At 65.9% G+C, this 22,102-nt stretch carries 23 protein-coding genes; 18 read left to right on the top strand and 5 right to left on the bottom strand.

Annotated elements, in window-relative coordinates; all coding sequences use genetic code 11:
• Positions 1–5: 5 nt before the first annotated feature.
• The gene (locus EG854_RS08010) at positions 6–2,300 is read right to left on the bottom strand and encodes a pre-peptidase C-terminal domain-containing protein (protein ID WP_164461960.1); all 2,295 of its coding nucleotides are present in this window, start codon (positions 2,298–2,300) and stop codon (positions 6–8) included.
• Positions 2,301–2,468: 168 nt separating this feature from the next.
• Here EG854_RS08010 and EG854_RS08005 point away from each other — a divergent pair, with 168 nt between their 5' ends.
• Positions 2,469–3,740: a NupC/NupG family nucleoside CNT transporter gene (locus EG854_RS08005; RefSeq protein ID WP_123287595.1), complete on the top strand. Its 1,272-nt coding sequence runs from the start codon at positions 2,469–2,471 to the stop codon at positions 3,738–3,740.
• A 4-nt stretch (positions 3,741–3,744) separates the two neighbouring features.
• Here the strand turns inward: EG854_RS08005 and EG854_RS08000 are convergent, their stop codons facing one another.
• Positions 3,745–4,377, bottom strand: coding sequence for an NrsF family protein (locus EG854_RS08000; RefSeq protein ID WP_123287594.1), 633 nt, complete (start codon positions 4,375–4,377; stop codon positions 3,745–3,747).
• Entirely contained in the window at positions 4,374–4,922 is a 549-nt protein-coding gene (locus tag EG854_RS07995; RefSeq protein WP_123287593.1) for a sigma-70 family RNA polymerase sigma factor, read from the bottom strand. The genes EG854_RS08000 and EG854_RS07995 overlap by 4 nt, the downstream gene beginning before the upstream one ends.
• A gap of 161 nt (positions 4,923–5,083) precedes the next feature.
• On the opposite strand from EG854_RS07995, the gene EG854_RS07990 reads away from it, so the two are divergent.
• The 5 genes from EG854_RS07990 (at position 5,084) to EG854_RS07970 (ending at position 8,090) form a co-directional block, all read left to right on the top strand.
• Positions 5,084–5,374 (top strand): BufA1 family periplasmic bufferin-type metallophore, encoded by a 291-nt coding sequence (locus EG854_RS07990; protein ID WP_164461958.1) that lies wholly within the window; start codon positions 5,084–5,086, stop codon positions 5,372–5,374.
• Positions 5,374–6,222, top strand: coding sequence for an MNIO family bufferin maturase (bufB, locus tag EG854_RS07985; RefSeq protein WP_123287752.1), 849 nt, complete (start codon positions 5,374–5,376; stop codon positions 6,220–6,222). The genes EG854_RS07990 and bufB overlap by 1 nt, the downstream gene beginning before the upstream one ends.
• Complete coding sequence (locus EG854_RS07980) at positions 6,219–6,983, top strand: HvfC/BufC N-terminal domain-containing protein (protein WP_123287592.1); 765 nt, start codon at positions 6,219–6,221, stop codon at positions 6,981–6,983. The genes bufB and EG854_RS07980 overlap by 4 nt, the downstream gene beginning before the upstream one ends.
• The gene (locus EG854_RS07975; protein ID WP_123287591.1) at positions 6,980–7,408 is read left to right on the top strand and encodes a DoxX family protein; all 429 of its coding nucleotides are present in this window, start codon (positions 6,980–6,982) and stop codon (positions 7,406–7,408) included. Before EG854_RS07980 ends, EG854_RS07975 begins: the two co-directional genes overlap by 4 nt.
• 61 nt (positions 7,409–7,469) lie before the next feature.
• On the top strand, positions 7,470–8,090 hold the full coding sequence (locus EG854_RS07970) for a glutathione S-transferase family protein (protein WP_123287590.1): 621 nt from the start codon (positions 7,470–7,472) through the stop codon (positions 8,088–8,090).
• Here EG854_RS07970 and EG854_RS07965 read toward each other — a convergent pair.
• On the bottom strand, positions 8,087–8,530 hold the full coding sequence (locus EG854_RS07965) for a PaaI family thioesterase (protein WP_123287589.1): 444 nt from the start codon (positions 8,528–8,530) through the stop codon (positions 8,087–8,089). The two genes, EG854_RS07970 and EG854_RS07965, sit on opposite strands and share 4 nt — an antisense overlap.
• A gap of 49 nt (positions 8,531–8,579) precedes the next feature.
• On the opposite strand from EG854_RS07965, the gene EG854_RS07960 reads away from it, so the two are divergent.
• The 10 genes from EG854_RS07960 (at position 8,580) to flhA (ending at position 19,303) form a co-directional block, all read left to right on the top strand.
• Positions 8,580–8,879: a DUF3253 domain-containing protein gene (locus tag EG854_RS07960; RefSeq protein ID WP_123287588.1), complete on the top strand. Its 300-nt coding sequence runs from the start codon at positions 8,580–8,582 to the stop codon at positions 8,877–8,879.
• Complete coding sequence (locus EG854_RS07955; protein ID WP_241153177.1) at positions 8,869–9,915, top strand: alpha/beta fold hydrolase; 1,047 nt, start codon at positions 8,869–8,871, stop codon at positions 9,913–9,915. The genes EG854_RS07960 and EG854_RS07955 overlap by 11 nt, the downstream gene beginning before the upstream one ends.
• Positions 9,916–10,011: 96 nt before the next feature.
• Entirely contained in the window at positions 10,012–11,100 is a 1,089-nt protein-coding gene (locus tag EG854_RS07950) for a Glu/Leu/Phe/Val family dehydrogenase (RefSeq protein WP_123287586.1), read from the top strand.
• A 131-nt stretch (positions 11,101–11,231) separates the two neighbouring features.
• Positions 11,232–12,863 carry a flagellar basal-body MS-ring/collar protein FliF gene (gene fliF / locus EG854_RS07945; protein WP_123287585.1) on the top strand — a complete coding sequence of 544 codons (1,632 nt, stop codon included), beginning with the start codon at positions 11,232–11,234 and terminating at the stop codon, positions 12,861–12,863.
• 14 nt (positions 12,864–12,877) lie between these two features.
• The gene (fliG, locus tag EG854_RS07940) at positions 12,878–13,900 is read left to right on the top strand and encodes a flagellar motor switch protein FliG (RefSeq protein WP_123287751.1); all 1,023 of its coding nucleotides are present in this window, start codon (positions 12,878–12,880) and stop codon (positions 13,898–13,900) included.
• A gap of 1 nt (position 13,901) precedes the next feature.
• Positions 13,902–14,564 carry a FliH/SctL family protein gene (locus EG854_RS07935; protein ID WP_123287584.1) on the top strand — a complete coding sequence of 221 codons (663 nt, stop codon included), beginning with the start codon at positions 13,902–13,904 and terminating at the stop codon, positions 14,562–14,564.
• Positions 14,561–14,893 (top strand): flagellar motor switch protein FliN, encoded by a 333-nt coding sequence (fliN, locus tag EG854_RS07930; RefSeq protein WP_123287583.1) that lies wholly within the window; start codon positions 14,561–14,563, stop codon positions 14,891–14,893. The genes EG854_RS07935 and fliN overlap by 4 nt, the downstream gene beginning before the upstream one ends.
• Before the next feature lie 38 nt (positions 14,894–14,931).
• Positions 14,932–16,305 carry a sigma-54-dependent transcriptional regulator FlbD gene (gene flbD, locus EG854_RS07925; RefSeq protein WP_123287582.1) on the top strand — a complete coding sequence of 458 codons (1,374 nt, stop codon included), beginning with the start codon at positions 14,932–14,934 and terminating at the stop codon, positions 16,303–16,305.
• An 11-nt stretch (positions 16,306–16,316) separates the two neighbouring features.
• On the top strand, positions 16,317–17,204 hold the full coding sequence (gene bla, locus EG854_RS07920; RefSeq protein ID WP_241153176.1) for a class A beta-lactamase: 888 nt from the start codon (positions 16,317–16,319) through the stop codon (positions 17,202–17,204).
• A 14-nt stretch (positions 17,205–17,218) separates the two neighbouring features.
• Positions 17,219–19,303: a flagellar biosynthesis protein FlhA gene (flhA, locus tag EG854_RS07915; protein ID WP_241153190.1), complete on the top strand. Its 2,085-nt coding sequence runs from the start codon at positions 17,219–17,221 to the stop codon at positions 19,301–19,303.
• Positions 19,304–19,310: 7 nt separating this feature from the next.
• Here the strand turns inward: flhA and EG854_RS07910 are convergent, their stop codons facing one another.
• The gene (locus EG854_RS07910; RefSeq protein ID WP_241153175.1) at positions 19,311–19,979 is read right to left on the bottom strand and encodes a hypothetical protein; all 669 of its coding nucleotides are present in this window, start codon (positions 19,977–19,979) and stop codon (positions 19,311–19,313) included.
• A gap of 157 nt (positions 19,980–20,136) precedes the next feature.
• Between EG854_RS07910 and EG854_RS07905 the strand changes: the two genes are divergently transcribed.
• Together EG854_RS07905 and EG854_RS07900 are read left to right on the top strand one after the other, a co-directional pair.
• Positions 20,137–21,669 (top strand): sensor histidine kinase, encoded by a 1,533-nt coding sequence (locus EG854_RS07905; RefSeq protein WP_123287578.1) that lies wholly within the window; start codon positions 20,137–20,139, stop codon positions 21,667–21,669.
• The gene (locus tag EG854_RS07900) at positions 21,666–22,091 is read left to right on the top strand and encodes a response regulator (protein ID WP_123287577.1); all 426 of its coding nucleotides are present in this window, start codon (positions 21,666–21,668) and stop codon (positions 22,089–22,091) included. Before EG854_RS07905 ends, EG854_RS07900 begins: the two co-directional genes overlap by 4 nt.
• The last annotated feature ends 11 nt before the right edge of the window (positions 22,092–22,102 follow it).

Here is a 22,102-nt window from a genome sequence, read left to right as displayed (position 1 = left end):
GACCCCTATCCGCGACCGATCCGGATCACGACGTCGTCGACCTGAACGCCACCGCGCTCGACCACCAGGTGCTGATAGCTGCGCTGGCCGTCCATGGTCTGGGTCTGGACGTCCATGACCTCGGCGGCGAACTGGCGGCGCAGATAGGTGGTCAGCTCCCCGGCGGTGATCAGGTCGTCGCCGTCGTAGTTGGCGTCGCCAGTTAGGCCCGAGCGCAGGAAGTGGGACAGATAACCCCCGGCCTGGAATTTGACCGCGACCTGGCTGGTCAGGTCCTCTTCAGAGCTGAACAGACCGATTACCCCGGGACGGCTGACGACGTTGCGGGCAAAGCCGCCCGAGAAGCAGCTGTCCAGAACGATCAGCGACAGCCGGGTGTCGAGGCTGGCGAACAGCTCGGCCATTTCGGTGTCGGTGATCTGGCCGTCGCGCAGGACGATGGTCTCGGTCAGCCCGTCCAGCTCATTGCCGCTGACAGCGACGGACTGTTGCGATCCATGGCCCGAGAAGAAGAACAGGAAGATGTCATCCGGCCCGGCCTGGGCCGCGACCTCGGCAAAGGCGCCCCGCACGCCGGCGACGGTGGCATCCGCATCGGTCAATACGACGCTGGACGGGTTGAGCACGCCCTCGCGCCGCAGGTCCTCGGCTAATTTGAGGGCATCATCGGCGGTGTAGGCGAGGTCCGAGGAATAGCCGCCGTAGTCTGAAATGCCAACCATGATGGCAAAGACGCGCGGCCCACCCTGAACACCGGCCTGACGCGGCGTGCCCATGCTGAGCCCGGCCGTCAGGCTGTAGGGGCCGACCTCGCCGGGGCCATAGCTGGTCACCGAGACGGTATAGTCACCATCGGCCGGCAGGGTCATGTCGATACGGCTGTTGGTGCCGTTCGGGCCGTCGTCGTTGTCGGCGGACACATCATCGGGCCCGCGAAGGAACAGATAGGTGTCGAAGGCGTCGGACTGCAGGTCCAGCGCCACCCGGTCCCCGCGTTGCCCCGAGATGACATAGCGGTCGGCGTATTCGCCGGTGGTCAGCTGCTCATCGCTGGCCGAGAGCATGCCGGACAGGGAGACCCCGTCGGCAAAGCTGTTGCCGGCGCGTGGCGAGACGGCGGTCTCGACGCTGCCGGCGTCGCTGTTCGTCACGCTCAGGCGATAGGTGCCGGTCTCTCCCGGCGCATAGCTGGTGGCGACAATCTGGTATTCGCCACTGGCCGGGAGGGTCAGGACCAGACGGCTGTTGACGCCGTCCTCGCCGGTGTCGTCATCGTCGTTGGCGACCGCGAAGTCCCCCGGACCCTGCACGAACAGATAGGGGTCGAACTGATCCGAGCGCAGGGTGAGCTCGATGTGATCGCCGGCCTGCCCATTCAGGGTGTAGACTGTCATGTATTCGCCGGACCGCAGGGTGTCGTTGCCGACCTCCAGCGTGCCCGTGACGGCCTGGCCCGGGCGCACGGTGGAGCCGTTCGTCGAGGCTAAGGCTGTGGTGCCACCGGCTTCTTCGAGAACAAGGGTGTAGGCGCCCGTCTCGCCGACCTCATAGCTGGTCGTGATGATCGAGACTTCACCGGCGTCGGGCATGACGAATTCGATGCGGCTGTTGCGGCTGCCCCGGCCAGTCTGATCGTCGTCATTGTCCTCTTCGACCCCGTCGCCGCGGACCATCAGATAGGGGTCGAACTCGGCCGAGTTGAGCCGCACGACATAGGTCTGGCCGGGCGTGCCGATGAACGACCAGCTGTCGGCGTACTCGCCGCTGGAGATCGCGTCGTCCGAGGTGCTGAGCTGGCCGGCATTGACGGTGCCGTCCTGCGCGCGGCCGCCGCCCTGGGCGGAGATCCGGGGGCCGGCGCCTTCCTGCAGGCTCAACGTATAGCGACCGCTTTCGCCGGGGGCGAAGGTGGTGGCCTGGATACGGTACTGGCCGTTGGCCGGCAGGCGGACGGTCAGCTGGGAATCAACATCGCCATCGTCGCGGTCGTCATTGAACTCGGAAAAGCCGGATGGTCCCCGGATCATCACGTAGGAATCGACGTCTTCGGACGACATCTGGATCGTCACCTGCTGGCCGGCGCGCCCCTCGAAGACATAGACGTCGACATATTCGCCCGAGGTCAGCTGGGCATCGCCGTCCTGAAACCACCCCTGAACCTCGCCGCCCAGCCGGATCGGGTCCTGGGCTGCGGCCGGAGAGGCGAGCGCTGTCAGACCCGCAAGAGCCACGGCCATGCCGAAAGCCAGTGACCTGAGGCCCATGTTGGCCTCGCCGATAAGCCGGATCGAACGGAACATGGTGCAGGCCTCCCCCAGGATTGCGGTCACCCTATCAACGGTATGCGGCGCGGCAAGCCTGTCCGAACCTGACGGCGAGGGCACGATGCAGCTTCCTCTTGCCAGTTCGTCCGTCGTGGCGTTCAAGCCGGGGGAGGGCTGCGATGGGACGTGGCCGGGGGAGAGCCCATGTTCACCACGCTGAATGCCCAGAGCGCGCTGGGGCTGATCGTCATCGTCGTGGTCTGCTGGCTGCTGTCCGAAGACCGCAAGCGGTTCCCTTGGCGGCTGGCGCTGGGCGCGGTGGCGGTGCAGGCGGCCTTGGTGCTGGCGCTGTTCGCCCTGCCAGGATCGCGGGCCGTGCTGGCCGCCATCACCGGGTCCGTGGATGCGTTGGGTCGGGCGACCAATGAGGGGGCGAAATTCGTGTTCGGCTATCTGGCGGGGGGCGACCAACCCTACGCCGTTACCAGTGAGCCGGCCCTGTTCACCTTTGCCTTTCAGGTCCTGCCGTTGATTCTGGTGATCTCGGCCCTGTCGGCGCTGCTGTGGCATTGGAAGATCCTGAAGGCGATCACCTATGGCTTTGGCCTGCTGTTCCAGCGGACCATGGGGCTGGGCGGGGCCTCGGCGCTGGCGGTGGCGGCCAACATCTTCCTCGGTATGATCGAGAGCCCGATCGTCATCCGCGCCTATCTGGACAAGCTGACCCGGTCCGAATTGTTCCTGATGATGGTGGTGGGGCTGGCGACCGTAGCCGGCTCGACCATGGTGGCCTATGCCGCGATCCTGGCACCCGTCCTGTCCAATGCGGCGGGCCATGTGCTGGTCGCCTCGATCGTATCGGCGCCTGCCGGGGTGTTGCTGGCGCGCATCATGATCCCCGAAATCCCGGGGCAGGGTGGCGCGGTCGCCGACTACTCCGCCTCGTTGAAATACGACTCGTCGATCGATGCCATCGTCAAGGGCACCTCGGATGGGCTGATGGTGGTGCTGAACATTTCGGCGGTGCTGATCGTGTTCGTGGCGCTGGTGGCGCTGGTCAATGTGATGATCGGGGGCTTCTGGCTGTTCGGGGATCCGGTGTCGGTCGAGCGGGTTCTGGGCTGGCTGTTCATGCCGGTCGCCTGGTTGACCGGCGTGTCATGGACCGATGCGGGAGAGGCGGGGCGTCTGCTGGGCGTCAAGCTGACCCTGACCGAGTTCGTGGCCTTCATCGAGCTGGGCCGCGTGCCGCCCGAGGCGATCAGCGAGCGCACCCGCATGCTGATGACCTACGCCCTGTGCGGCTTTGCCAATATCGGCTCGGTCGGCATCACGGTGACCGGCCTGTCGGTGCTGATGCCCGAGCGCCGCACCGAGGTGCTGGGTCTGGTCTGGAAAGCGCTGGCGGCCGGTTTCATGGCCACGCTGATGACAGCCTCGGTGGTCGGGCTGATGCCTGCGGCCGTCTTCGGCTAGGGACTTACCAGCGCAGGGCGAAACGACCGATGACCGCCCCGATGGCCGCGGCCAGGGCCATGCCCAGCGTGTACCAGGTCGCTACGAACGGCGACGTGGCCTCGGGGCAGTGCAGGCCATAGGCCGTGGCGGCGATGGCGCCGGTCAGGAGGCCCAGCGCGGCGCCTGAGGCCATCGGGCGGGTCGGGGCCAGGGGGCGTGCCCCCAGCCAGATCAGCGGGGCTGCAAAGACAGACATCATCAGGATGTTCCGGGCGCAATAGGTCCAGGTCAGGCCCAGCCAGGACCGGGTCCAGTCGGCGGTCGGCGTCAGCGCCAGTTCGACCCCCGCAACCACCAGCGCCACCCCTACGGTGCCGAAGACCCCATAGAGGGCGCGGCGAGCGGCCACCCCGGGCCGCCCCAGCCGCGTCACGAGGAACAGCGCCACCCCGGCCATCGCCGTTGTGTACAGTGCCTTGAGCCAGAAGGTCGGCCCGGTCATGGCCGACGACAGATCTGGGCGCAGACCGAGCAGCAGCAGGACGCCGCCGACCGAGGCGGCGAAGGCCGCAGCGATCCACAGCGGATGAATCCGGGCCGGCCGTACCGGCTCAATCCCGGCTGCGAGGGCGTTGATCAGGTCGTCAGTTTTCATGACTGACCTCGCGGGGGTTGGATGCTGGCGTTCAGTGTCTTGAGGCTGCGGTGGACGCTGACCTTGGCCGCGCCTTCGGTGAAGCCGTTGCGCGCGGCCGCCTCGGCCACGCTGTAACCCCCGAGGCGCACATCCTCGACGAGGCGCCGCTGGCGTCGGGGCAGGATCGACAGCAGTTTCCCAAGGTCGCGGCGGACCACGCCGTCCTCGACCGTATGGTCGGCCAGAAGCACATCCGCGTCCTCAATCGGGATGGACACGCGACGCCCCTGCCGACGCAGGTGGTCGATCAGCTTGTAACGCGCGATCGCATAGGCCCACGCCGTAAAGGGCCGCGTCCGGTCGTAGGTCGCGCGCTTGGCGTGGATGGCGATCAGGCAGTCTTGCACGAGGTCCTCCGTGTCGGCCTCATGCCCCGCGAGGCGACGCTGGAGGAATCCGGCGAGGGCGGGGCGAATTTCAGTCAGAAGCATGCGCCAAGCCACCGGATCGCCGTCGAGGCCCCGGATCATGAGACGTTTGAGCTCGGCTTCCCTGTCGATCACGCCTCTCCCAGTTCGGTCGACCGCCGAAAAGGTTACATCGAAGGCGGTCCCGGGCGACGAAATTTTTTTCGACCCGGTACGGTAACCGTCTCAGGCCACGGGGCGAACTCCCTCCTGTCAGGCCGATCCGATGTGGACGGTCGCTTTCAGGAGATGAGACCATGAATACTTCCGCGAAAATCCTTGTCGGTGCCGGTGCCCTGCTGGCGCTGGGAGCTACGACGGCCATGGCCGACAGCGGCCGCGTCTCGCAGGAGCGCGAGATGGAGAAATGCTACGGCGTCGCCAAGGCCGGTCAGAATGACTGTGCTGCCGGTCCGGGCACGTCGTGCGCCGGCACCTCGACCCGCGACTATCAGGGCAACGCCTGGAAGCTCGTGCCCAAGGGAACCTGCACCTCGATCGAGACGCCGCGCGGCAACGGTTCGCTGACCCCCATCGCGGATCGCTGATCGTGACGGTCCCGACCGCCGGACTGGGTCTCAAGCCCCAGCACTATGCCGAGGCCTCGGCCTGTCCGGCGGCCGGATCCACGCATGGCCTGTGGTTCGAGGTTCACCCCGAGAACTACATGGTCGAGGGCGGGCCGCGTCTGAGATGGTTGGAGACGATCCGGGCCACGCGGCCGTTGTCCCTTCACGGCGTGGGCCTGTCCCTGGCCGGAGACGAACGGCCCGACACGGAGCATCTGGCCCGGTTCCGCAGCCTGATCGATCGCTATGAGCCATTCGTGGTGTCCGAACATCTCGCCTGGTCCCGTCGGGGGGGCGTCTATCACCCCGACCTTCTGCCAATTCCCCGGAATGCGGAGATGCTGTCGCGGGTCAGCGCCCATATCGATGAGGCGCAGGAGGCGCTGGGCCGGCGTCTGCTGATCGAGAACCCGACCGCCTATCTGGCGCTGGCGGACCATCAATGGGACGAGGTGGATTTCCTGATCGAGATCGCGCGCCGCACGGGCTGCGGCCTGTTGGTCGACGTCAACAATGTCTATGTCAGCGCCGCCAATATGGGACTGTCCGCCGAGGTCTGGATCGACCGGGTGCCGGGCGCGCTGGTCGGCGAGATCCATCTGGCCGGGCATCGGTCCGATGCGGCCCTCGGTGAGGCCCTGCTGATCGACAGCCATGACGCCCCGGTGGCCGAGCCGGTCTGGGCGCTGCACCGGCGCTTGATCGATCGGATCGGACCGCGCCCGACGCTGATCGAGCGCGATGGCGATGTGCCCGGGTTCTCAGACCTTCTGGCAGAGCAGGCCCGCGCCGCGGCTGTCCTGACCGATCTGGAGATGGCCGCATGAGCGCCTTCCATACGGCCTTCGAGGCGGCGCTCGCCGGAGACACCGAAGCGCTTCTGCCTCATCTTGTCGTGGACGACCGGACCCGGGCAGCGATCGGCGTCTATCGCAACACGGGCCTCAAGGCGCGGATCGATGCACTTGAGGCCAGCTTTCCGACCGTGGTCCAGCTGGTCGGTGCGGACTGGTTCAGGGCGGCAGCACTGGCGTTCGCGCAGGAACACCCCGGCGACGATCCGGTAATGGTGACCTATGGCGCGTCCTTTCCGGTTTGGCTGGCGACCTTCGAGCCGGCGCAGGACCTGCCTTATCTCGCGCCCTGCGCGCGATTGGACCGGGCCTGGACCGAGGCGCATGTTGCGGCAGACGCGGCGGTGATGACTCCTGCCGAGGCAGGCGCTCTGGGCGCGGCGCTGACGGGTCTGTCCGTCGGGCTACATCCCTCTGTGCGGCTGTTCCGGTTCGACTGGACCGTGCCGTCGCTGTGGTTGGCCCATCGCTATCCTGAGGCTGCCCCGGGGCCGCTGGTATGGGAGCCCCGCGCCGAGGCCCTGATGATCCACAGGACGGCAGGGCATGTCCGGGCGCGCCTTATCAATCCTGCCGAGTTCGCCTTTCTGGAAGCCTGCCAGAAGAGGCGCCCCCTCGGCATCGCCGCCGACCAGGCCGCGCGGCTCGACCGCACCCAATCCATTCCCACCCTGTTCGCCAGCCTGATTGCGGCGGACGTGTTTCTGACATCCGAACCCGAGGCCCGAGCATGAACCGTCTGTCCCACCTCCATGAGCGGCTTTCGGCCGCCGTTCCCGAAAGCCTGATCGCCCTGCTGTTGCGGGTCGGCATTGCCGTGCCGTTCTTCCTGTCCGGGCGGACCAAGGTGGAGGGCTTTCTGACCCTGTCGCCCTCGACCGAGTATCTGTTCGCCGAGGAATATGACGTCCCCTTCCTGTCCCCCGACCTTGCGGCGCATCTGGCGACCTATGCCGAGCATCTGCTGCCCATCCTTCTGGTCCTCGGCCTTCTGACCCGGATCTCGGCGCTCGGCCTGATCGCGATGACGCTGGTGATCCAGCTGTTTGTCGTGCCGACCGGCTGGCCCACGCACCTGCTGTGGGCGGGACCGCTGGTCTATCTGCTGGCGCGCGGACCCGGGGGATGGAGCCTGGATCGTCTGCTGAAGCTCGACTGAACCGACTTGCCTGGCGGGGCGGCCTTCCCTAGGTTTCGATAAGCAACCGAGGGACGGATCCATGAAGCTCTTTGACAGCCACCGCGCACCCAACCCCCGCCGTGTGCGCTGGGTCATGGCGGAAAAGGGCATTACGGACATCGAGGTCGTGCAGGTCGATCTGCTGGCCGGGGAGCACCGGACGCCGGAATACCGGGCGAAGGTCGGGGTGCCGCATGTCCCGGCGCTTGAGCTGGATGACGGGACCTGTATCTCGGAGTCGGTCGCCATCTGCCGCTATCTGGAGTCCATCTATCCCGAGCCGAACCTGTTCGGGGTCGACGCGCGCGAACAGGCGATCGTCGAGATGTGGACGCGGCGCTGCGAATTCTATCTGGCCAATCCGGTCATGCTGACGGTGCGGTTTACCCACCCCGCGCTGGCGGTATTGGAGGCCACGCCCCAGCCCCAGGTGGCGGATTACAATCGCGTCGCCGCCGAGCGCTTCATGAAGACGCTGGACCGCCATCTGGACGGGCGCGAGTTCATGGCGCTGGACCGGTTCACCATCGCCGACATCGTCGCCGTCGTCGGGCTGGATTTTGCGCGCCTGATCAAATACCGCCCCCCGGCCGAGCTGGAGAACCTGAACCGCTGGCTGGACACCTGCCGCGCCCGCCCGGCGGCCAGCGCCGGAGTCTAGGCCGCCGGATCGCGCTTGCGGAACTTGCGGATGACTCCCGAGAAGGTCATCAGCACCCGCTCGCCCGCATTGATCTGCCCCCGGACAAAGATCAGGCTTTTGCCTGCGCGGATCACTTCGCCGGTGGCCTCGACCAACTCCCCGACATACGCGCCGTCGATGAAGGTGGAATCCAGCTGGACCGTGACGCCCGAGGCCCCTTCCATCTCCTGATAGGCGGCCTGAAACAGGGCAATGTCGGCAAAGGTCATCAAGCAGCCGCCATGCATGCGGCCCCCGGCGTTCATATGCTTGGGCTCGGCGCGAAAGGCACAGCGCATCCGACCGTCCGGGTCGGGCCGGAAGTAGAACGGGCCGACGACCTGATCGAAGGTCCCGTGCAGATCGTAGGTCTGCCAGCCCGAGAATTCGCCCTCGGTGACGGTGATCTTGGCGACCATGATGATCCTCAGCCTTCTTCTTCGCCTCGCAATGCAGCATATAGGGCGAATGAGCGACCCCATCGAAGACACTATCTACGAAAAACTCGCGGCTCTCGGGCCGGGCAAGAGCATTGAGCCGGCGGACGTGGCCAAGGCCGTGCAGCCCGAGCAGTGGCAGCGGATGCTGCCGCGTGTGCGCACCACGGCCCTGGGCCTGATGCGACAGGGGCGGCTGATGATCACCAAGAAGGGCAAGCCGGTCGATCCGTCCAGCTTCAAGGGCGTCATCCGTCTGCGCCTGCCGACCGCCGGGGAGTCGGAGCAGTTGATCCAGGCCCGGACAGCCACGTCGGATGATGTCTACTGAGCCCTCGCTCGCAGCAGCGTCGCCCAAGGGCTCCGGACCGTTCGAGACCATGATGCGGGTCTGCGCGGCATTGATCGGCATACTGGTGCTGTCAGGGTGCGCCGCGCCCTATGTTCAGGCGCCCCTGTTGCCGCCCGAGCGCCAGATGACTGCCCGCATGGACGACACCGGCTTTGTCATGCGCGACGGTGCGGTGCTGCCTTATCTCCACTGGAGCCCCGGTGACGCCGAGCCCTGGGCGGTGATCGTGGCCCTGCACGGCATCAATGACAGCCGGGCCGCCTTCCGCCTGGCGGGGCCCTGGTGGGCGGAGCGCGGGATCGCGACCTATGCCTATGACCAGCGGGGCTTTGGCGATGCGCCGGGGCGCGGCCTGTGGCCCGGGGACCTGATGGCGGATGATCTGGATCAGATCGTGGCGCTGGTTCGGGCGCGGCATCCGGGTGCGGTGATCGCGGTGGCCGGAGAAAGCATGGGGGGCGCCGTGGCGATCACGGCCTTTGCCTCTGAAACTCCGCCCGCTGCCGACCGGCTGATCCTGCTGGCCCCTGCGGTCTGGGGCTGGTCCAGCCAGCCCCTGTTGTATCGGCTGAGCCTTTCTGCGGCGGCGTGGACGTTTGGCGATGTGGCGCTGGAACCCCCGGCCTGGGCGGCCGACCAGGTGCTGCCCTCGGACCATCTGATGGAGTTGATCCGCAGCGGCCGCGACCCGGATCAGACGCTCTCGACCCGGTTCGACGTTCTGTATGGCCTTGTCGACCTGATGGAGGGGGCCGGAGAAGGGTTAGGCGATGTCGACGTACCGACCCTGTTCCTTTACGGGGCCCGGGACGACCTGGTGCCGGATCGGGCGGTGCGTCAGGCGCTGCAGCGCGCCGGGTCCATGCCGGGGTTGCGCACCGCCTACTACGAGGACGGCTACCACCTGCTGAACCGCGATCTTCAGGCTGCGCGGGTGTTTGCCGATGTCGAGGCCTGGCTGAGAAATGAGGGCGCCGCGCTGCCCTCCGGGGCCGGGCCAATCCCGGTGCGATAGACCGGGTGACCTTGCGTAAGGTCAAGCTTGCTCCGGGTCGGTAACCCGCGTATCAGCCCCCGCAACAAAAATACCCAGGAAAGGCTCGTAAAGGGCATGACACTGTTCGATTCGCCGTCGTTCTCGAACCATGAGGGCGTGCACGCCTTCTATGACGAAAAGACTGGTCTCAAGGCAATTGCTGCAGTGCACTCTACTGCACGCGGTCCGGCGGTGGGCGGCACCCGCATGTGGAACTATGCCACGGCAGCAGAGGCGCTCGAGGATGTGCTGCGCCTGTCGCGAGGCATGAGCTACAAGAACGCCGTGGCGGATCTGGAGATGGGCGGCGGCAAGTCGGTCATCATCGGCGACAGCCGGACCCAGAAGACCCCCGAGCTGTTCCAGGCCTTTGGTCGCGCGATCAATTCGCTGGGCGGCATCTATTACGCGGCCGAGGACGTCGGCGTTTCGGTCGAGGACATCGCCGAGGCCCGCAAGGAGACCGAGTTCGTCGTCGGTCTGTCCGGCGGCAAGGAGGGCTCGGGCGATCCCAGCCCTGTGACCGCCGAGGGCGTGTTCCGTTCGACGCTGACGGTCGCGCGCCGCCTGTGGAAGCAGGACGATCTGACCGGTCTGACGGTCGCCGTCCAAGGCATCGGCCACGTCGGCGGCTATCTGGCGGACAAGCTGCACAAGGCCGGGGCCAGGCTGGTGATGACGGACGTCAACACCGCCCTGCTGGAAGAAGTCGCCGCCCGCAACAATGCCGAGATCGTGGCCCCCGACGCCATCTATGACGTCAAGGCCGACATCTATGCCCCCTGTGCGCTGGGGGCGACGCTGAACCCCGAAACGCTGGACCGCCTGTCGGCCAGGGCAATCGTCGGGGCCGCGAACAACCAGCTGGCCACGCCGGAGATCGGCCGCATCCTGTTCGAGCGAGGTGTGCTGTATGCGCCCGACTATGTCGTCAATGGCGGCGGCATCATCAATGTGGCCTCGGAAATGGCGGCCCGGAACAGTGGTGGCGCCTATGACCCGGCGTGGGTCGAGGGTAAGCTGGCCCGGCTGATGGAGACGCTGGAAGAGGTTCTCGAGCGCTCGAACAGTGAAAAGCGCCCGACGCACGAGGTTGCCGACGCCATCGCCGAAGCCCGCATTCAGGCAGCGGCCGATGAAAAGGCGCGGGCCCGCGCGGCCTGAAGCCGGTATCTCCCGGTCCGACCACCGCTAATTCGGCAATCGCTACCTTCTCTTAACGCGCCGTTTACCATGCGGGCGGCACTTTCTGCCTAGCGGGCGTGTCGCCTGTGAGTAGGGGTGTTGGGGCGCGCGTGGGCGGCTTTTCCGGGGCTTTGCAGAGATTTGGGGTCGGGCGACTGGCTACCCTGGCGGGTGTTGCTGCCGGGGTTGCGGCGGTGCTTGTGGTGCTGATGCTGCGCATCGGCCAGGCGCCTGATGCCTTGCTCTATTCCAATCTGGACCTGCGCGAGGCGTCCGAGATCACGGCTGCCCTCGACACGGCGGGCATCAAATATTCGTCGCGTGGCGATGGCTCGACGATCTTTGTCAGCCGGGACGAGGTCGGCACGGCCCGGATGCTGGTCGCCGGCAAGGGGATCGTGACCAGTGGCTCGGTTGGCTATGAGATTTTCGACACCCAATCGGTACTGGGCCAGACCGAATTCCAGCAGAACCTGAACGCCAAGCGCGCGCTGGAAGGCGAGCTGTCCCGCAACATCATGACCCTGCGCGGGGTCACCATGGCACGCGTGCTGATCGCCCTGCCGGAGCGGGCCCTCTTCCAGGCTGAGGCCGCAGAGCCGACGGCATCGGTTGTCGTCGGGCTTGGGGGGCGGGACCTGACCGCCGACCAGATCCGCGGCATCCGCTCTCTGGTGGCCTCCAGTGTGCCGAACCTCAAGCCCACACGCGTCACCGTCATGGATGACACCAACCGCACCCTGGCGGCGGGGGGCGACGAGGATGGCTTTTCCGGCGCCAGCGCCGACCGGATGAAGGCGACGACCGAGGCCCAGCTTCAGGCGCGGGTCATGGATGTCGTCCAGGGCATCGTCGGGCCGGGTGCCGCGCGGGTGCAGGTGACCGCCGAGATCGATCACAGCCGTTCGACTACCCAAGAACAGCGCTTTGACCCGGACGGTCAGGTGGTGCGCTCCATGGCCATCAATGGTTCGAATTCGCAGGACACGACCGGCCAGCCTGTGGGCGGCGTGGGTGCCGACCAGAACATCCCGGGCGGAGAGGCGCCGGGTATTGCGGCCCAGGGCTCGACCCGCACGGACGAGACCGAGACCACCAATTACGAAATCTCGAACACCACCACGACCACGGTGCGTGAGCCGGGAGAGGTCAAGAAGCTGGCTGTAGCCGTGGCCGTTGATGGCATCTGGACGCCGGGTGCCGACGGGGCCGAGCCGACCTATGCGGCACGCACGCCCGAGCAGATCACCGAGATCGAGGAACTGGTGAAGGCCGCTGTAGGCTTCAGTGCCGAGCGGGGCGACATCGTCCGGGTTAGCAATGTCGCGTTCAATCGCGAAGTCGCCCCGAACGGCGGCACCGAGGCTGGTGGCGGGCTGTTCGACTTTACCAAGAACGACATGATGCGCGGCATTGAGCTGCTGGTGCTGCTGATCACCGGCATTCTGCTGATCCTGTTTGTGCTGCGTCCGCTGCTGAAGGCGACAGCCGGTGGCGGTGGTGGTGTGCCCGCACTGGCCGGCGGCAATGGCGTGACCTCGCTGCAGACCACGCCGGTCGGGGCCTCGGGTCAGGCCGCCGCCGGTCAGCTGACCGGTCCGAGCGACATGGAGCAGCGGCTGGATATCGCCCGCATTGAGGGTCAGGTGAAGGCCTCCTCGGTCAAGAAGGTGTCCGAGTTCGTCGAGAAACATCCGGAAGAGTCGACCTCGATTCTCCGCAGCTGGGTGCATGAAGGCTGATGGCGGCGCGGATGATCACCCGCAAGCCGGCGGTCGAGGACGCCCGCAAGCTGACCGGTCCTGAAAAGGCGGCCGTCATCCTGCTGTCGCTGGGCGAGGATCACACGCGCCTGTGGCAGGGGCTGGACGAGGACGAGATCAAGGAAATCTCCCAGGCCATGGCGGCGCTGGGCACCGTCAGTTCGCAGGTGGTCGAGGAGCTGCTGCTCGAGTTCGTCTCGGGCATGAGCGGCTCGGGCGCGGTCATGGGCAGTTTCGAGCAGACCCAGAAGCTGCTGGCCTCCTTCATGCCCGCGGAGCGGGTCGAAGGCCTGATGGAAGAAATCCGGGGTCCCGCCGGTCGCACTATGTGGGACAAGCTGGGCAATGTGAACGAGGCGGTGCTCGCCAACTATCTGAAGAACGAATACCCCCAGACGGTCGCCGTGGTCCTGTCCAAGATCAAGCCGGACCATGCCTCGCGGGTGCTGACGGCCCTGCCCGAGGACTTCGCGATGGAGTGCGTCCAGCGCATGCTGCGCATGGAGCCGGTGCAGCGCGAGATTCTGGACAAGATCGAGCAGACCCTGCGCACTGAATTCATGTCGAACCTGGCGCGCACGTCGAAACGCGACAGCCACGAGATGATGGCGGACATCTTCAACAGCTTTGATCGCCAGACCGAGGCCCGGTTCATCGGCGCGCTGGAAGAACGCAACCGCGAGGCGGCCGAACGCATCCGCGCCCTGATGTTCGTGTTCGAGGATCTGGCCAAGCTGGACCCCGGCGGCATCCAGACCCTGCTGCGCGCGGTCGAAAAGGACCAGCTGGCGCTGGCGCTGAAGGGGGCGTCGGAATCCCTGCGCGAATTGTTCTTCGGAAACATGTCCGAGCGGGCGTCCAAGATCATGCGCGAGGACATGGAGTCGATGGGGCCGGTACGGCTCAAGGACGTCGACTCGGCCCAGATGGCCATGGTTCAGGTGGCCAAGGATCTCGCCGCCAAGGGCGAGATCATGCTGGTGGGCCAGGGCGGCGACGACGAGTTGATCTACTGACATGACCCACGCGTCCGCCCCCTCCCGTCCCTTTGCCTTCGACACGGAGTTCGACTCGTCCGGCGCGGTCGTTCGTTCAACCGAGTGGCAGCCGGTCAAGCGTGCCTATTCGCCCGCCGAAGTCGAGGCCCTGGTCGCCCAGGCCCGCCACGAGGCGCACGCAAAGGCGCTGGCCGAGGTCGACAGCCGCCGGTCTCAGGCTATCGCCGATCTGAGCGCCGCCCTGAACAACAGCCTGCCGCGTCTGACCGGGGTGGTGGAGACCTATCGCGAACAGACCGCCGATCTGGCCCTGGCGACCGGTCGGGCGCTGGCTTTCGCCGCGCTGGAACGCCTGCCTCGCGCCGCCGTGCAGGCCGCGCTTGAGGAACTGGGCCGCGAGATCGATGCCTCGCCGCGTCTGGTGATCGCCATGGCCGGTCTGGACGAGGCCGGTCGTGCCGAGATTGAGGGGCTGTGCGCCAATGTCGGCTATGCCGGGGCGGTCCGGTTCCGCGACGAACCGGGTCTGGCGCAGGCTGCCTTTGAGCTGGAATGGGCCGATGGCCGCGCCGCCTTTGATCCCGAAGAAACCTTTAGCCGACTGGCTGCCGCGGTCGCCCGCGCGCTGGCCGCTGACCAAGCCCCCGACACCGCCGAATCGTCCGAAGGGATGAACCCATGACTGCTGACAATCTGCCGCTTGAAGAGTTCGATCACGGGGTCATGCCCGTGTCGAACGAGGACGGACTGGACAAGTCCGCCAGCGACCTGGCCCCGGTGTTCGACGTGCCGGTCAACATCTCGGCCGTGCTGGGCAAGTCGCACATGTCGGTCGCGCAACTGCTGAAACTGACCAGTGGCTCGGTGCTGGAGCTGGACCGCAAGGTCGGCGAGGCTATCGACATCTTCGTCAACAACCGGCTGGTCGCGCGCGGCGAGGTGGTGGTGGTCGAGGACCGGCTGGGCGTGACCATGACGGAAATCATCAAGACCGAGGATACGGGCGCCTAAGCATGGCGACCGGCAGTGAGATTTAGAGGAGAAGACCCATGCGGCTTCTGGTAGTTGGCAGACTGAGCGGGCAGCTGGCCTCGGCCGTGAAAATGGCCATGGCCCACGGCGCCAAGGTGCACCACGTCGAGCGGGGCGATCAGGCCACCGAGCAGCTGCGACGTGGGCAGGGCGCGGATCTGCTGATGGTCGACTACCGCATCGACATCGCCGCCCTGATTGCTGCCAATGAGGCCGAGCGCATCCATGTGCCGGTCGTGGCCTGTGGCGTCGATGCGGGTCCGGATGATGCGGCCGCCACCATCCGCGCCGGGGCCAAGGAGTTCATCCCCCTGCCGCCCGAAGCGGACCTGATCGCCGCCGTACTGTCGGCGGTGGCGGATGATGATCGCCCGCTGATCTCGGCGGATCCGTCGATGAAGGCGGTGATTGGTCTGGCCGACCAGGTCGCGCGCTCGGAAGCGTCCATCCTGATCACCGGCGAAAGCGGCGTCGGCAAGGAGGTCATGGCCCGCTATCTGCACCAGAACTCGCGTCGGGCGGACAAGCCGTTCATCAGCGTCAACTGCGCGGCCATTCCGGACAATCTGCTGGAATCGGAACTGTTCGGCCACGAGAAGGGCGCCTTCACCGGGGCCGTGGCGCGGCGGGTCGGCAAGTTCGAGGAGGCCGACGGCGGCACCCTGCTGCTGGACGAAATCAGCGAGATGGATGTGCGGCTGCAGGCCAAGCTGCTGCGGGCGCTACAGGAACGCGTCATCGACCGCGTCGGCGGCACGACACCCGTCAAGGTCGACATCCGCATCATCGCCACCTCGAACCGGGATCTGGCCCGTGCGGTGTCGGAAGGCAGCTTCCGCGAGGACCTGCTGTACCGGCTGAACGTCGTCAATCTGCGCCTGCCGTCGCTGCGCGAGCGTCCGGGTGACATCCCCGCGCTGGCCGACTTCTTCGTGCGGAAATATGCGGCCGCGAACGGTGTGCCGGTGCGCCCCGTGTCGGCCGACGCGCGTCGGGCCCTGACCGCGCATCGCTGGAACGGCAATGTGCGCGAGCTGGAAAACGCCATGCACCGCGCGGTGCTGCTGGCCCAGGGGCCCGAGATCGATGTCGACGCCATCCGCCTGCCTGACGGTCAACCGTTGACGGGGGCAACATATGACGCGGGCCCGGCCAGCCGCGCGGCCCAGACCGCCGACGCCGTCACCCGCGCCTATGTCGGCCAGACCGTGGCCCAGATGGAAAAGACCCTGATCCTCGACACCCTGGGCCACTGCCTTGGCAACCGCACCCATGCGGCCAACATCCTGGGCATCTCGATCCGCACCCTGCGCAACAAGCTGAACGAATACGCCGACGAAGGCACGCCCATCCCCGCGCCCCAGTCGGGCATTTCCGCCGCCGTCGGCTGAGGAGCGAGAGCGTGGATCGCAGAAGCGTTCTGATGGGGTTCGGGGCCCTCGCCCTCGCAGCCTGCGATAATCCATTCGTTGCACCGTCGACTCCCGCGGCATCTCCTGGCGCGCTGGATCTGTCCGCGTTGGAAGCCGCCAACGGGGGCCGCATCGGCCTCGCGGCGCACGACCTGGCCTCAGGCCTCCGCCTCGCTTCTCGTGGCGAGGAACGGTTCGTCTACTGTTCGACCTTCAAGATGTACCTGGCCGCCGCGACCTTCCTGCGTGTTCAGGCGGGCGAGGAAGATCTTGCGCGGCCGATCCCGATAACCCGCGCCGACATGGTCTCCCATGCCCCGGTCACTGAACCGGCCATCGGCCAGAGCCTGACGGTTGAACAGCTCTGCAAGGGTACGGTCGAGGTCAGCGACAACCCGGCGGCGAACCTGCTGCTGAAGGCCAATGGCGGGCTGGAGACCATGCAGGACTTCTATCGCCGTCTCGGCGACACCAGCACTCGCGTCGACCGTTTCGAGCCCGAGATGAACCGTCTCGACGGCGACAAAGACACCATCATCCCGCTGCAATCGATAGCCAACATCAAGCGTCTGTTCATCGATGACGACACACCGCTGATGGTCCCGCACAGGGACAAGCTGCTGGGCTGGATGTTCGCCTCACCCACGGGCGAGGGGCGCATCAAGGCGGGCCTTCCTGCAGGTTGGCGCACGGCGCACAAGACCGGCACCGGCGGCTATGGCCCGACCAATGACATCGGCGTGCTGTACCCGCCGACTGGCGAGCCGGTGGTCCTCGCCATCTATTATCATGCCACGCGCGAGAGTTCGGCCGAGCAGAACGACGCCGTCGTCGCTGAGGCCACCCGCCTGGCTCTTGCTGCTCTGGGGCGTACATGACCGACGCCCCCATCATGATGAAGGACGGCATGGCGCGGCCTTCGGGCAAGGACATGCTGGGTTGGGTCGCGCGGGGCGAGGTCGGCATGGCGGTCGGCGTCATCGGCGTCATCCTGCTGCTGATCCTGCCGATCCCGGCCTTCCTGATGGATATGCTGCTGGCGATCTCGCTGATCTCCAGTGTGCTGATACTGATGACCGCCCTGATGATGAAGAAGCCACTGGACTTCGCCATCTTCCCGACGGTGCTGCTGGTCTCGACCCTGTTCCGCCTCGGGCTGAACCTGGCCTCGACCCGGCTGGTTCTGACCAGCGGTCACGAGGGCGGGGACGCCGCCGGCCATGTGATCGAGGCGTTCGGCGCCCTGATGATGGGCGGCAGCTTCATCATCGGTATCATCGTCTTTGCCATCATTCTGGTGGTGAACTTTGTCGTCATCACCAAGGGCTCGACCCGCATCGCCGAGGTCTCGGCCCGCTTCACCCTCGACTCCATGCCGGGCAAGCAGATGGCCATCGATGCCGATCTGTCGTCGGGCCTGATCACCGAGGATCAGGCCAAGATCCGCCGCAAGGAACTGGAGCAGGAATCGACCTTCTTCGGCGCCATGGACGGTGCCTCGAAATTCGTGCGTGGCGACGCGGTCGCCGGCCTGATCATCGTCTTCATCAATGTGCTGGGTGGGATCCTGATCGGGACGTTGCAGCACGGCATGCCGATGGGCGAAGCGGCCACGGCCTACGTCCAACTGACCATCGGCGATGGTCTGGTCACCCAGGTGCCAGCCATCATCATCTCGATCGCCGCAGGCTTTCTGGTGTCCAAGGCCGGGGTCGAGGGGTCGGCTGACAAGGCCCTGGTCAGCCAGCTGGCCACCAACCCCATCAGCCTCGGCATGGTGGCGGCAGCCTCGGCCCTGATCGGTCTAATCCCGGGCATGCCTCTGCTGCCGTTCTTCGCGCTGGCGGCAGGTTCGGGCTTCATGGCCTGGCGGCTGGGCCGGGCACGTCTGAAACCGGCGCCGGTGGAAACTGCCGAGTCATCCAAGCCCCGTGAGGACGTTGAGGAGCCGATCTCGACCGCGCTCAATATCGATGAGGTCAAGATCGAGCTGGGCTATTCCCTGCTCGCCCTGATCAATGATCTGGAAGGGCGTCGCCTGACCGATCAGGTCCGCGCCCTGCGCCGGTCGCTGGCGCAGGAGTACGGCTTCGTCATGCCCTCGGTGCGCATCCTCGACAATATGCGCCTCGGCACCCAGGGCTATGCCATCCGCATCAAGGAGATGGAGGCCGGCAAGGGCGAGGTGCGTCTGGGGCAACTGCTGGCCATGGATCCGGCGGGCCGTCAGGTCGAACTGCCGGGCGAGCACACCAAGGAACCCGCCTTTGGCCTGCCGGCGACCTGGATCGACGAGTCCCTGCGCGAGGAGGCGACCTTCCGCGGCTATACGGTGGTGGATCCCTCGACCGTGCTGACCACCCACCTGACCGAGATCCTCAAGGAGAATATGGCCGAGCTGCTGTCCTATGCCGAGGTGCAGAAGCTGCTGAACGGTCTGGAGGGCGAGGAGAAGAAGCTGGTCGAGGATCTGATCCCCGGCTCGGTGACCGTCACCACCCTGCAGCGGGTGCTGCAGACCCTGCTCAAGGAAAAGGTCTCGATCCGCGATCTGGCCGCCATTCTGGAAGGTCTGGCGGAAGCCGCGCCGCACACCAGCTCGGTGACCACCCTGGTCGAGCATGTGCGGACCCGTCTGGCGCGTCAGCTGTGCTGGCAGCACAAGGCCGACGACGGGGCCCTGCCGATCGTGACCCTGTCACCCGAGTGGGAGCAGGCCTTTGCCGAAAGCCTGGTCGGACAGGGCGAGGACAAGCAGCTGGCCATGGCGCCGTCACGGCTGCAGGACTTCATCCGGGCGGTGCGGGACGTTTTCGAACGCGCGGCCATGTCGGGCGAGACGGCGGTGCTGCTGACCGGCCCGCAGGTGCGGCCCTATGTGCGCTCGATCATCGAACGCTTCCGCGGTCAGACCGTGGTGATGAGCCAGAACGAGATCCACCCTCGCGCGCGGCTGCGTACGCTGGGGCAGGTCTGACGCGGGATCAGTTGACCTCGGTCCAGCCTTCGGAGGACGCCTGGCGGGCGGCTTCGTTGGTCGGGCGGGCGACAAGACCGGACTGGGTGATCCAGACCTCATATTCCGCGCCATCGGCCATCGGCATATAGGCGCCGCCACCGTAAAGGGTGTCGACCGCATCGACATAGCGGCGATATTTGCGCGCCATGTCCCACGCATTGATCCGCCAGGGCAGGGCATCGGGCTGGTCGCCGCCGCTGAGGTCGTGGACGCTGCGGATGCCCTCGCGTTCCTGCTGAATCGACTGGTATCGGCCCGACAGACGATCGAGGCGGTACTGGGTGTCGAGGCCCAGAACCGTGGCCCAGGGCTTCCAGCGCAGGACCTGCGCCTCGATCCGCCATTGGTCACCATGCAGGGGGTAGACCGCTGTGGTCGGCGCATCAGTGCCGTTGGCGGCGGGCTGGATGACGGTCGTCTCGTAATACTGGGGGCCAAGCTGCTTGACCTGGATCGTGGCCACCGGTCGCTCATAGGTGAGGCGGGCATAGGTCTGGACGTTCATCCCGAGCAGCGCGGCAATCGCCGCCGCTGCAGCCAGACCGCCACCACCGATGGCCCCCAGACCGCCGCTCAGGAATTTGCCGCGGAAAAAAGCCCCCAGACCGCTTAGCAGAAAGATGACACCCGCCAACCCAACGATTGCCGGAATAATCCACCACCACCAGACCATGTCGCCCCCTTACGCGTTGCGTATCAACCCTATGCTAACCGTAAATCGCGGGAACGTCGAAGGTTTCACCCGAGACGCGACTGGACTTGGGCCGACCGGCGGTTAAACGTGGCCGGTGATGAGCTGGGAAATCCGCGAAAATCTGACGGCATTCAGCCGCTTCCTGCGAACGGCCAGCCTGGGCCGATCCCTGCTTGGGCTGCTGTCTCTGGCACTTGTGCTGCTACTGGCCGTCAATCTGGCCACCTTTGTCATGATCGGTCGTACGGCCGAGTTCAATGAAACCATCGATCGCAATGTTCGCGTACAGGTTGCGGCACGCGATGTGCTGACCCGGCTGGTCGATGCTGAAACCGGCCAGCGGGGATATCTGCTGACCGGGCGTCAACAGTTCCTGACCATTCACGACGAAGCTGTTCGCGAACTTCCGATGGTGATGCAGGAACTCGATGACCTGACCGCCAGCGACCCCGAGGTGCGCGAGCGGGTCGATCGTCTGAGAAACCTGGCGCGCGAACGTCTGGGTGTGATGGATGCAAGCATCACCCTGGCCCGCAGCGGTCGCGCCGGCGATGCCGTGCAGATCGTCCGCGACGGGCGGGGCAAGGAACTGATGGACGCCATGCGGCTCGAGATCGACGCGATCGATACGATCGAGAGCGAGCGGTTCGCGTCCCGTCGGCAACAGTCGGAATGGTCCGCGCGCGCGACGATCGGCGTCAACGCCATGGCCGGAATTCTGGTGCTGATGCTGGCGGGCATCGTGGCCTGGATCGTGCTGCGATACCTGCGTGAAATGCAGGCCGCCCACTACGAGCTGGACCGCATCAATGCCAATCTGGAAAATGAGGTGCGGGACCGCACCGGCGACCTGATCCGTGCCAACGAGGAGGTTCAACGCTTCGCCTATATCGTCAGCCATGACCTGCGCGCGCCACTGGTCAACGTCATGGGCTACACCTCCGAACTGGAACAGGCCGGCAAGGTCATCGACCGCCAGATGGCCAAGGTCGAAACGGAGGCGCCCGATCTGATGGAGCGCGATGCCCTGGTCGCCGTGCGCGAGGATGTGCCCGAGGCGATCGGCTTCATCCGCGCCTCGACCGAGAAGATGGACCGGTTGATCAATGCCATCCTGAAACTGTCCCGGGACGGGCGACGCGTGCTGTCTTCAGAGCCGATCAATATGACGGCCATGGTTGGCAAGATTGCCGACAGTGTGAACCATCAAACGGAGGCCGCCGGGGCCGAGGTCGAGGTGGCCGAGTTGCCGGGTCTGACGGGTGATCGACTGTCGCTGGAGCAGGTGTTCAGCAATATGATCGACAATGCCGTCAAATATCTGGACCCGAAGCGCCCCGGGCGGATCCGGATCGAGGGTCAGGACCTAGCCGACGGGATGGTCGAGTACCGCATCATCGACAACGGCCGCGGCATCTCAGACCGGGACCACGAGCGGATATTTGAACTGTTCCGTCGCTCCGGCAAACAGGATCAGCCGGGCGAGGGTCTGGGGCTGGCCTTCGTCAAGAACAGCATTCGCCGGATGGGCGGCGATATCGCCGTCGAGTCGAGACTGGGCGAAGGCTCGACATTCATCCTCAAATTTCCCAAACGCCTGTACGTCTCGGAAAACGGAACCGCCTCATGACCACACCCGTCAAAATCGTGATGATTGAAGACGATCACGGCCATGCGCGGCTGATCGAGAAGAACATCCGCCGCGCCAACATCTCGAACGCGATCGAGCATTTTGCTGACGGCACATCAGCCCTTGAGCATCTGTTCAGCGAGGCGGTGCTGACCAATGGCCCGCTGCTGATCCTGTTGGACCTGAACCTGCCGGACATGTCGGGCACCGACATTCTGGAGAAGATCAAGTCGGATGCCCGGCTGCGGCGCGCGCCCGTGGTGATCCTGACCACTACGGATGACAAGGCGGAAATCCAGCGGTGCTATGATCTGGGCTGTAATGTCTACATCACCAAGCCGGTGGAGTATGAGTCCTTCTCCGAAGCCATCCGGCAACTGGGCCTTTTCCTTTCGGTCATTCAGGCCCCCGAAATCGATTGAGTGAGCGCTGT

It is taken from the genome of Brevundimonas halotolerans (assembly GCF_003730275.1).
Taxonomy (GTDB): domain Bacteria; phylum Pseudomonadota; class Alphaproteobacteria; order Caulobacterales; family Caulobacteraceae; genus Brevundimonas; species Brevundimonas halotolerans.
Note: the sequence above shows the minus strand (reverse complement) of the source record. Positions and strands in the feature narration are given on the sequence as shown.